The organism is Yersinia artesiana, assembly GCF_902726545.1.
GTDB classification, from domain to species: Bacteria; Pseudomonadota; Gammaproteobacteria; order Enterobacterales; family Enterobacteriaceae; genus Yersinia; species Yersinia artesiana.
Map to the genome: position 1 here is coordinate 59,838 of NZ_CACVAD010000025.1, position 11,958 is coordinate 71,795.

The window sequence follows — 11,958 nt, forward strand, 5'->3', positions numbered from 1 at the left end:
CAATTATCACCGTTGAGCGCGGTAGAATCGTCATTGAGCTGGATATTAATTATCTGACAAACAGGCAAAAAAAAACCAGCCGGTTAGGGCTGGAATTGGCTTTATTTCAACATATAGTCAAATTTTTCATCCCAGTTAAACCTGATATCCTGTTGCTTAACTTGTTCAAAAATTTCTACTATTTTGTCAAAATATTCACCGAGAACTTTTTTAGAAAACTCGGAATTTAACCAAATAATTTTAACTGGTCTCTCAATATCAGTACTCAAGCGATCCCATAGAGCATTAAGATTTTTTCCGTAATAAGGGCCAAGATCCAATTCTTGGGATAAGATATTGTGGAAATCGTCCGAAGAATGAATACGATTTCCATCAAGTATAATTTCACGATCTGTCATTTCCATGTCCCTATTGACGTTGCTGTCTTATAGTGGTCTGTAGTTATGTATAAAAGTCCGTCATTTGAATACAACAAACGTGTCCCAGGTTGGTTACTTCTGGATATTGAAGCATCTAACCCTATATCAGCCTCGCGCCAAATTCTGCTTGGTGCAGATGGCAATAAATTGTCCGCATCTCTAAATACATCCCCACCAATCTGCCCACCAGGAACACTATTATTTAAAGCCTTTCCGGCTTTCCAACCATTCTGCATAGCTGTTTCTTTTGGAATGTAATTTGCTGGTAAATTTCCTGTGGCACGTAGACTTTCTACAAGTTCATTTGCTTCCTGAGTCGTTTTTAAATCCATTTTCAGACCAGCATATTTTGCAGCATTATGAGCCACATTAGCCGCAACAGCTTCAGCTTTTGCCGCCGTCGCTTCTGCCGCAGTCTTACCTATGCCGATTGCACCACTGGCTCCAACCCCCCCTGGAACTATCGCTTCTGACATCTGGATACCGACATTATTCAGGCACAGCACCACATTACCCGCACACGTCTGTATCGCTGCTTTCGCGGCTGCTGCAATTTCAGGGGAGGCCGCAGCCAGTAAGCCACCACCTAGCCCCGCCGGTATTGCTACCATTAGCGCATCCTGCATCGCTAGCCCTTTCTGGCACGAAGCCGAACCGGGATTATCTGCACAGGACATAATATTTTTTGCATGTTCTTGCGCGGCTTTTATCTGCCCGTCTTCGGTTCCCCCTCCCAGTAGGTTATTCTCCACCGCATTCTTGCCAACCTGCGCTCCGGCAACCGTATCAGCGGTGCTGTCACCCGTCAATCCACCGGCCAGTCCTGCGGCCAATGTCGCCAATGCGCTGACCGTCTGCTTTTGATCTTCACTGAGATTATTCTTGTCCCAACCCATTGCCGCGATTATCGTTGGGGCCATTAACTCCGCACTGGCCGCACCCGCAGCACCCGCCAGCGCGCTGTTACCACTGGCATAGGCAGTGACCGCACCCAATACTGCATGCGCCATCAGGTTGGCTTCGATATTGACACCCCCTTCTTTGGTAGGGTCAAGTGTCATATTGTGAATCACTTCAGCCAGATATGGCGCACTGGCACCCGCCAGGGCTTTGGCCATATCACCGCCAGCCAGGCCCTGTATTGCGGCTGTTGCGGCCTGAACGCCTTGTTGCAGGGCACTACCGGTGCCGTATTTCTTCATTTCGTCTTTGTAGAAAACCGAGTCGCGCAATGTCTTCATATACTCGGCGCGCTCTTTCTCAGTGGCATTTTCCTTCAATGGGCCGAGTTTTTCTTGCGCCGCCTTCAGGCCGTTGATATCACCCTGTGTGCGGATAATGTCACTGACCTGACTGCCAATCTCACCAATCAGTTGTGCTTCGCGCAGGCGGTTTTGTTCTTTCTCTTTATCGAAGATAGGGGAGAGGGCATTGTTGGCGTGTTCGACGTCACGGCTCAGGTCATCGATATTTTGCTGTTGTTTATCGGTATCGCGGATGATGATAGTGCCATCCGACACCGCCGCATGCGTGGTGCTGTCGGCGTGACCTTCATTGTTGGCTCCTGTTAGCAAGCCGTTGGCCATGTTACCGGCAAACTGACCGCCGATATTACCACCGGTACTGATACCCACACTCTGATGTTCAACTTTGAAATCGGCTTTGTTCCCGATATCGCTGAAGCCCAGCGTGCCGGTATCCAGTGTGTTTTTATCGGCAGTGGCGGTAGAAGCAATCACCGCACCATCAAGCTGGGTGTGCTCGCCGACCGTGATATCAAAACCGCCTTTGCCTGCAAAGATGCCGGTTTGTTCCTGTACCGAGTCAAAGTTGCTGTGCATTTTATCGCGGCTGGCATTGATGCTGGCACTGCCGGTCATCGAACCGAAATTGAAGCTACCGCCGACACTGACGTCTTGTTGCTTGGAATCATAACGGTCGCTGTCTTGCTGGCTTTGCAGCAGCAGGTCACGGCCCACATCAGCCTTGACCGTTTCACCACTGACCTGCGCACCTTGCAACACCGTATCGCGGCCACTGGTGATGTTGAGCTGGTTACCGGCATTGACCGTCGTTTCAGTGTGACTCAGGCCGTTGCCGCTCTCGCTGCCTTTGCCCTTATTTAGACTGGCGGAGACATTAATCCCCCAGCCGCCCTGACCGGCACCAATTCCCACGCCCAGTGAGCCGCCGCTGCTTTTGTTACTGCCGTCCAGCGTTTGGGTCTCTTGTGTTGATTGCAAAATCACATCGCGATTGGCGGTCAGACTGGCGTCTTTACCTGCCTGTAACTGACTGCCGTGTACCACGATATCCCCATCCGCCCCTTTCACGCCGTTCCCTGTGGCGGTGATATTCAGGTTATTACCGGCGGTCAACGTGCTGCCCTGATGGGTGGTTTGATTGACGGTTTGTTCTGATTTTGATGACTGGCTACCATAAGACAGGCTAATGCCAATAGCATTTTGGTCACTGGCATTCAATTCTGCCATCTGCCCACCTTGCACCGCCTGAACACCACTCAATGCCGCTTTGACGCCTTGCAGTGCTGCCAGGCGACCATTGCTCTCTTCACTGGCAGCCTTGGCGGTGGTCACCGCCGTGTTAACGGCACTGCCGACTGTGCCGGACAGTGCCAGTGTCAGGCCACTTTGTTTTTGTTCGACGATATGGGTCTGGGTACTTTGATTTTCTGCCGCCACAATATTGACGTTTTTACCGGTCAGATTGATGTCTTTACCGGATAACACGTCGGAGCCTTTCACTGTCAGGTCTTCACCGGCGGTCATACTGACATTGCCCAGCACACTGCCCACCGTGCTGCCCACGTTGGAGATGGATTTGCCGGTGTCGGTGGTTTTCTGGCTATTACTCCCAATCGTGACGCCAATTCCGCCGGTGCTCATCAGGCCCGATTTTTTCTGCTCATACAGGTGAGACTCGCTCTCGCTCTGCTGCGCCGTGCCGACGGTGATGTTCTCTTTCGCCCGCAGGTTAACATCGTTATCGGCCACCAGATTGCTGCCGGTAACCGCGATATTTTTGCCGCTAACATCGATAGAACCCGCCGAGAGCATCGAGCCGACTGCCAGTGTCTGGCTAATACTGTCTTCGGTGCGAGTGGTGGTGGTCGATGCCAGACCTTTTTTCTTGCCGGTATGGTTGCGCTGTTCATCGTGCTGTTCGGTCTGGGTGGTGACGGTGATATCGCCACCCGCCGCCAGCTTCAGCGCACCGTCGGTTTGCACCGCGCTGGCACTGAGGGTGATGTCTTGCGCTGCCTGTAAATTGATATCGCTTTTGGCGTTTAACTGGCTGCCAAGCAGGGTTTCATCATAGAGATTGACCGAACTGGTATGGCGCTTGCTTGAGGATTCGCCAGTGACATGCAGGCTGTCGGTGGCCGCACTCAGGTTGATATTCTGCGCCTGCACATCAATGGTGTCGGCATTTATATTGGCTCCCACCGAGGTCAGATTATTGACATTGGCGGTCAACGCACCACCGACATTCACCTCGCTACCCAGATGGCGAATATGCTCACTGGTCGAACTGCCACGGCCATCACTGGTGCTTATCTGGTCGCTGCGTTCGACAGTATTAAGCAGCCAGTCGCCACCAGTATTGACCTGAAGATCCTTACCGACATTTACACTTGCGCCTTGCAGGATAAAATCGCGCTCGGTATTAATCACCGCGTTGTTACTGACATTGATACTCGCCAGCGGCCCCAACAGGGTTTGATTACGCAACACTGAGCCATTGTTGCTACTGAGTTGTTCAGTGTCGGTGCGCAGGATTAAATCGCGCCCGCTATCCAGTTGCAGGTTAGTCGCGTTTAGCCGCGCGCTGGTCAGGTCGATATCACTGTTCAACGTACTGAGTTGCAGGTTATTGCCCGCCTCAAGCAAGCCGCCATTGCTGGTTAGGGTGATATCTTTTGCCATGCTGATGCGCAGGTCATTAGTGGCTTTGATGGCCCCCTGATTACTTAAACCCTGAACATCGGTCAGTTCGATATTATTGGCCGCAATCAATGCGCCGTTAGCCTGTAGATCACCCGGTTTCACCCCCGCCAGGTAGACCACCGGCACCAACACGGTTTGTCCGGCAACTTCCCGGCTTTCCATTAGCACGATATTGCCAGTTAATGCTGCCATCTGCTCAGCACTGAGGTGAGTGCCGAGGGCAATATTAAATGCTTTGCTGTACTCAAGTCCTGCCGCAAATAACTGCTCGTACTGCTCTTGTGCGCTACGGTAATCACTGGCGACCGTTTGACCGGTTAACGCCAGCACCTGATCGCGCACCAGACGCTGCTCGTAGGCGTTATCCCCCAGGCGTTTGAATATCACATCCGGGTCATTATTTAACTGCTGGAGTACGTAGTCTGATCCCTTCCAGTTATTCAAATTGGCAAACGCTGGGTTGGTTTCTATCAGATAGCCGCCACTTACTGCACGATCAGGAGCTGCGAGGCCGGTGCGATCCAAATTAGCGGACGGGTTATTGATACTGCCAAGCGAGAGGTCACTTTCCGGGCCAGGTGCATACTGGCCTTTATCTGTACTGAGCTGATACAGGCCCCCGCTGGGAAGTGTCAGCGAAATACCGTTAAACTCGACAGCAATCTCCTTGCCGATATTGTCGCGATCACTCGGTGGGGTGATTGCACCGGAGTTTGCTCCATTGTGGATCGTCGTGCCACTGCCACTAATGGTTTTCGCCGTAAAACTGGAGGCGTATTGGTTGGTCGCGTGTTCTTTGACCTCTGGCCCCCAATTCCGGCCCCACAAATTGCCTTTATAGTTGCGGTAGCGCCACTCACCGGTGGAGGTGGTTCTTTCAATCAACCGTTGTGCATTCCCCCAACCATCCTGATTCAGCGTAACGCCGGAGAGGTCAATCTCGCCTTGTGCACTCACTTTGCTCCAGAAGTTTTCCAGTGTGCTGACATGTGGTGCCAAGTTACCGCCCGCTAACAGTTGTGCTTCAGGGCTTATCTGATCGATGCTGTTTTTGGCGGTGGTCGACGTATAGTTTGTGCCGATATAATCGCTGTTATCGGCACCACCATGAGGTGGCTCAGAATAGCGCCCGCCTGGAATATCGGGGTTTTCCGCCGTCCAGTAGGCCGTCCCACTCACCGTACCTACCACTACGAAATTGTTATTGGCGGTTAAGATATGGCGGCTATTGGTCAGCTTGCTGGCGTAAACCAGCAGATCTTTGCCAGATTCAATCAGGCCAGAAATATTGAGAATCTGAGCCGCCGTCTGGTAATTTCCACTATTATCTTGCCCGCCCGCCAGAATGACCTTGCCCATACCTAAAATGGTGGTGGTCGGGGCGCTGTCTGTGTTGGTGACGGTATCACTGTTCTCAATCACCGGTGCCAGTAAGGCTAATGTGCCATTTTCATCCGTTGCGCCGATGAGGGCTTTAGGGCCGGAGTTGGTGATGCGATCTCGCGCTTTAAGTGTGGCTTCAGCCCCAATAATGCTGCCGCTGTTGAACAAGCTGGTGGAGTCGGTACTGAGTTTTCGGCCTGCCAACAACTGCCCACCATTGGTTAAGGCACCCTGAGTGGTAAAGGTTAAATCTCGCCCTGCCTGGAGGGTAGAACCTGCCAGATTGTTGAAATCGCTCAGTAAACCAATGGTCAGATCCTGACTGGCACTGACTTTACCTGCGCCGCCATCAAACTGACCAAGATTCAACGAAATATTATTCGCCGCCAGCGCGCCGCCTTGGTTATTGAGTTTTTGAGCTACATTTGCGCCCGCAGTCATGGTCAGCGAGCCAAGAGAGATGATGTTGGCGCGCTGTGTGCTGATATCACCACTGTTGGCGATAATATTCATCTCGCGGGCTTGCGTGTGGCTGTCGGCGAGATTAATTCGACTACCGGTTAACGTCATGGCTCCCGCCGCGAGGGTTTGCCCTTGTGCGATCAAGTCCTGACGGGTGGTTACCGTCAGGTTGCCCGCATCAGTCAGGCGACCATCACTTTGTATCCCTGCACCCAACAGGCTGGTGCTGTTACTATCAAGGCGCTGTGCCTGCACTGCCACGTTGCCTTTAGAGAGCAGGGTGCCAGCTCGGTTATCCAGATAACCGGCCAGATTGAGGTTGAAATCCGTGATGCCGGTTTGTGCGATGACACCGCCGATATTAGAGAGTGATTGCGCGACGAGACTTATCTGCCCGGCAATCAGGCTGGCTTTATCTGTACGTAGCAGGGCGGTTGTCCCGGCGGATAACTGCGCCACAGCTTTAACCACCGCCTCAGTTAAGGTGATATCGCCCGATTTGGCCGCGAGAGTGATGGCGTTAGCCTGAGTCTGGCTACCGGTTAAATCAAGTTGGCTACCTGACAGCGCTAATGCCCCCGCAGCGATATTTTGCCCTTGCGCAATCAAGGCCTGCTCAGTGGTAATAGTCAAATCACCGCTGTTGGCTCGGCTACCATCTGCCTTCAAACCTGCCGCTATCAGGGATGGACTGCTGCTGAGTAAGTCGTTGGCACTCAGTTGGAAGTTGCCAAGTGCTGCAATGGAGCCACTGTTCGCGACACTCCCACCAGACTGCCACTGTAGTGCGCCTTGGGTATAAACGGAGCCGGAGTTAGCCGCATTGCCATGCACGGTTAACTCGCTGTTCCCCGCGCCATAGAGGCTGCCACTGTTATCCAGATTGCCTGTGGTTAACAGGTATAAATTGCCCTTGGCGGCATACAGGCTGCCCTTATTGGTTAGGTCACCGCTGGCGGATAGCCCCATTTGATCACCGGCGCTATACAGGGTGCCGCTATTGTTGAGATAGCCACCTGCGGATAACTGCATATCCCCGCGAGTTTGTATCACACCGCTGTTAGCCAGATTGCCCGCTGAGGCTAAAGTCAATTGTTGTTCGGTGTAGATCTCGCCCCGATTTTCGACATTTCCGTTAACCGTGAATTGCCCAACACCGGCAGCATACAGAGTCCCGCTGTTAAACAGGCTATCGGCGTTCAATGACAAATCCCCACCGGCCAGTAGGGCGCTGCTGTTATCAGCATTGGTGTTGCTGATACTGAGCGCCGCCAACTGCATATCTCGTCCAGCTTCCAGTTTGTACTGGTTAGTCAGTGCGCCACTGGTGGTAAAGGCCAGATCACGCCCCGCGGTGAGTCGCGCGCCAGCCTGATGAGTGAAATCACTTTGCAGGCGTATCCACATATCGGTCGCTGCGGCAATTTCCCCTTTGCTGCTATCAAGTTTGGCGACATTGAGCTGGATATTATCCGCATGCAATTTACCGCCACGGTTATTCAGGGTTTGTTTCGGGTTTGCAGCAGCAGTGATCGCAAGGGTTCCGGGGGTAAGCACCGCCGCGTCTTGCGTAGAAATATCGCCGTCACGAGCCGTTATGGTGATATTGCCAGCCTGAGTTTGGCTACCGGTGAGATCAACACGGCTGCCAGATAATGTCATATCACCCGCAGCCACATTTTGCCCTTGGGCAATCAATGCCTGACGCGTGGCGACATTCAGTTCTCCACTTTGGGCCAGCTTGCCATCGCTCTGCACACCGGCACCGAGCAAACTGTTGCCATTGCTGTTCAGCGTTTCGGCTTGCAATGAGAGTTTGCCACCAGAGAGGATTTTGCCATCACGGTTATCAATATTACCTGGCAGATTCAGATTGAAATCTGTTGCCCCCGTTTGTGCTATCACGCCGCCAATATTGGAGAGCGCTTGCGCGTCGAGTGTCATTTGCCCGGCAACCAGGTTGGCGTTGTCGGTACGTAGCTGCGAGGCGGTTGAAGCAGACAGACGCTGACTGGCGGATAACCTGGCTCCGCTGAGATCAATTGGCCCGCCTTGCGAGGTCAAAGTGATATCACGGCTCTGGGTTTGACTGCCACTCAGATCGATACTGCGGGCGTTGAGATTCTGCGCCTTACCACTGACATTTTTCCCTTGGGCGATTAGCTGCCCGTTGGCTTCAATGCTAAGAGTGCCGCTGGTAACACTGCTGTTATCGGATTTGCCCCCCGCACCCAAGAGAGAATTGCGGCTGCTTTTGACTTCAGCCGCGCGCAGAGTGGTATCTCCCGCGGCGGCAATGGTGCCACTGTTACTGAGCTTACCCGCCGTCGTGAGTTGGGTATCACCACTGGCGTAGAGCATACCTGAGTTATCAATATCGGCGGAGGTCTTCACCGCCAGTTGTTGGGCACTGTTGATCTGACCGCTGTTGATCAGCATGCCATCGGCCGTGATAGTGATATCGCCCGCTGAAGCACCTATCTCGCCGGCGTTGCGCACGCCGACACCGCTTTCCGTCCCAATCAGGCGAATTTTACCCGCATACATGCCACCCAAATTGGCAACATCCACCGCCACTGTCGGGTGCGGGCTGCCATCGGCGGCTTTGGCATTTATATTCTGATGTGCGGCATCAATCTGATTGCGCCCGGCGGTGACTTTTAGATCATTGGCCCAGATACCGGCATTGACTTTAACGGAACGGGCGATCAGATCAGTATGATCCTGACGGCTGCTGTCCAGACCTTTGCCCTGAATAACAATCTCACCGCGATCCACATCGTAGCCAGTGAGCTGGCCGTTATTGAGCTGCGCCTGACCGGTGGTGAGCGTGGCGCGGTTGGCATTAATAAAGCCACAGCCTTCGCAGGTGATACCCGCCGGGTTGGCGATAACTACCTGTGCTTTGCGCCCGGCCACCTCAATATAACCGTTGAGTCTGCTGGGGTCGCGGCTGTTGACTTCATTGAGGATAATACTGGCTTCACCGCGCGCCAGCGACGGGTTTCCGCTGACAAAACCGCCGAGTTGCGTCTGATTGATACCCTGACCGTTATTAAGGATCACGCCACGATTATCGACATCAAACTGGCTGTAAACGTTACGGGAAACGCCACCACTGCCAGGAGCCTGGATATTCACTTGTGGCGTACCGTTGGCGCTGCTGATAATGGTCGGCTGCTGATTCCCCGGTGCACTGGCGTCGGCAACAATATTGGCTTGCGCGGATAGTGAGATGCAACCTAAGGCCAGTAACAGGCTAAAGCTCAGTGACGATAGCGCACTGATACGGCGACTTTGCGTATGCCCAATACCTGAAGATGGCGATGATGCGGCCCGACCGGAGGCGGCGATATCAGCCACCACCATCAACATGCCACGCGCTTTGTTGAAAACGATACGGTACAGGTTGTTATTCATAACTCATCCCAGAGAGTAAAACGTTAATCGGGCGTATCAGTATTGCCAGTTCAGGTTAAAGCCCAGAGTCACCGAATCGGTTTTGAAGCCGTCAGGTTTGGACAGCGGCTTACCCGCAAACAGGTCATAACGGGTATTCAGTACATTGCCGCGCACACCAATGGCAGCGCCCGCCAAATGCTGGCCCAGCAGATAAGCGGCACTGCGACCGCCAACTTCGCCGTAATCCACACCGAGATACAGCTCATGCCCTGGCAGCGGGGTGTACCAGCCGAGATCATTGCGCACTGTCCAGCCACGGTCAGCATTCAGCGTGCGCTCGCCATCAAAACCGCGCACTGACCAGCGGCCACCGATAGAGAACTGATCCTGTGGTGTCAGGGGGGTGTTAGTGCTTTGTCGCTGGTATTGCAGGTTGTAATGGAAGTTTTGTTTTTGGATAGCAAAAGGGATATCCAGTTGTGCGTTCAGCCGCAGAATTTTGCTCAGGGCGGTAGCCTCCCCGACATACTCTTCCTGTGCGGGCATCGCACCAAACCAGCGGGTGCCGCGCTGATAGCTGATACCGGCATCCAGTGTGGCTTGCGAAATAAAGTGGCGATGTTCCAGCCCAATACGCCAGGCCGAGGTGCGACGGCGTTGCACTTCCACTTCGGTATCATTGATGTAGTTTTTCGACGAGCGGGTCAGCACATCGTAGGTAAAAGTGGTTTTCTGGCTGGCGTTGCGGTGCAACAGACGACTGAGTTGCAGTGTCACATTCTCACTTTCACCCCGATAGCTGTAGTCGCCATTCAGACCTGCTACCGTCTGATGATAGTCATAGCTGCTGGCGGTAATACCGGCGGTCCAGTAACCGAACGGCAGCGAGTAATGGCCGGTGAGGTTATTGGTGCCTTTGTCGCCGCGATTTTTTATTGAACCGCCAGCCGAGACATAAAACAGGTCACTCAGGGATAAAGGGTTATCCAGAAACAGTGTCGCGCCACCTTGATAGCGGCCGGTGCTGCGGGTACCGGAGTCATCCAGTGAGGCCGCCAGTCGCCACATTTTGCTCTGCTGCCAGTTCAGAGCGATATCGGTCTCACCGGGTGCAGAACCGGGGATCAACTCCATACTGGCTTGCACCGTAGGGACGCGTTGTAGGTTCTCCAGCCCTTGTTCGATATCACGCAAATCCAACACGTTACCGGGGCGGGCGGGGAAAGCACTGAATAGTGTGACATGACGGTCACTGTCGGGTGTCAGCGTCACCTGACGTATTTTGCCGGGCACCACTTGTAGCGCCAGAATACCACTGTTCAAATCCTGCTGCGGGGCCAGAACACGGGTAGTGACATAGCCATGGTCAATCAGCCGATTTTGTAATTGGCCCATTAGCAGGTTAATCCCTTTAGCCCCCAGACACTGGTTTTGTGCCTGATCGGCGAGTCGTTGCAATGGCAACCAGCGAGGTAATGGCTCAGTTCCGCTAACGGCGACGAGCTCAATGACAAAGCAGGGTTTCTCTGCCGGGAAAGTGATGCGACCGACAGATGCTGATGGCGCAGATAAGCGCACATCGGGTGTGGAAGGTGCCAGACGTTCTTCCAGGGCACGCTGCCGTTCCTGCTGATGAATACTTTGCTGAACGGGGGCTAATTCCGCGCCATGACTTGTAAATGGAATAGCTACCGCAGGCAACAATATGCTAGCTATTAATGTTAAATGGTGGAAACGCTGCACAGGGAACATCCTTATTTGCCCTGTTGGGGCAGATAAACGGCTGAATAAAGTAATTCAGCGCATTATGCCCGCGAAAAAGTTATTTTCAATGTGTTTTTGTAATATAAAAAACACTCGGGAATTTACCTATATAGCCCGTAGGAAATATCGTACAAACGATAAGTTATTGTGATTAATATCTCGTTAAATGAGATTTTAATTATGGTTCATTGTTTTTAATAGCGAAATGTCTCTCTATTGGCATAATAATAATCTTAATAAAGTGATTTAAATCATAGATTTCTTACATTTATCTGCGACCTATTCCAGGTTATTCGTTTGCTGTTCCGCGCAATGCCATACTGCAATGGGGTTGTCAGCATTATCTTGATCACTGTAAGAACCGACGTCGACCTGGGAGTGTAGGAAGGCAATCGTGCGCTGACTAAGGGATCGTTTGGTGGCTGTGTTGAAAGAAAGACTAAAACGGTAATAGAGAATGCTGCGTCTGATATATTGTTGTCTTGTTGATATAAAAACAAATAAAAACATATAGTTATATTATTATGTTGTTTTACCTAACTTTACGTATATGTATATTA

The 11,958-nt window shown here is 52.4% G+C and carries 3 protein-coding genes; all 3 read right to left on the reverse strand.

The features are described 5' to 3' along the window. Window positions 1-101: 101 nt before the first annotated feature. Genes HU019_RS10610 through HU019_RS10620 form a run of 3 tightly spaced genes read right to left on the reverse strand, consistent with a single transcriptional unit; the run spans window position 102 to window position 11,386 of the window. Complete coding sequence (locus HU019_RS10610; protein WP_050077371.1) at window positions 102-398, reverse strand: barstar family protein; 297 nt, start codon at window positions 396-398, stop codon at window positions 102-104. Next, window positions 395-9,652 (reverse strand): hemagglutinin repeat-containing protein, encoded by a 9,258-nt coding sequence (locus HU019_RS10615; RefSeq protein ID WP_174849681.1) that lies wholly within the window; start codon window positions 9,650-9,652, stop codon window positions 395-397. The genes HU019_RS10610 and HU019_RS10615 overlap by 4 nt, the downstream gene beginning before the upstream one ends. Before the next feature lie 36 nt (window positions 9,653-9,688). Then, window positions 9,689-11,386, reverse strand: coding sequence for a ShlB/FhaC/HecB family hemolysin secretion/activation protein (locus tag HU019_RS10620; protein WP_407083957.1), 1,698 nt, complete (start codon window positions 11,384-11,386; stop codon window positions 9,689-9,691). Window positions 11,387-11,958: the final 572 nt, after the last annotated feature.

Excerpts from the sequence above, each read along its gene's own strand:
- HU019_RS10610 (WP_050077371.1), bottom strand. The coding sequence starts at position 398 with ATGACAGATCGTGAAATTATACTTGATGGAAATCGTATTCATTCTTCG.
- HU019_RS10615 (WP_174849681.1), bottom strand. The coding sequence starts at position 9,652 with ATGAATAACAACCTGTACCGTATCGTTTTCAACAAAGCGCGTGGCATG.
- HU019_RS10620 (WP_407083957.1), bottom strand. The coding sequence starts at position 11,386 with ATGTTCCCTGTGCAGCGTTTCCACCATTTAACATTAATAGCTAGCATA.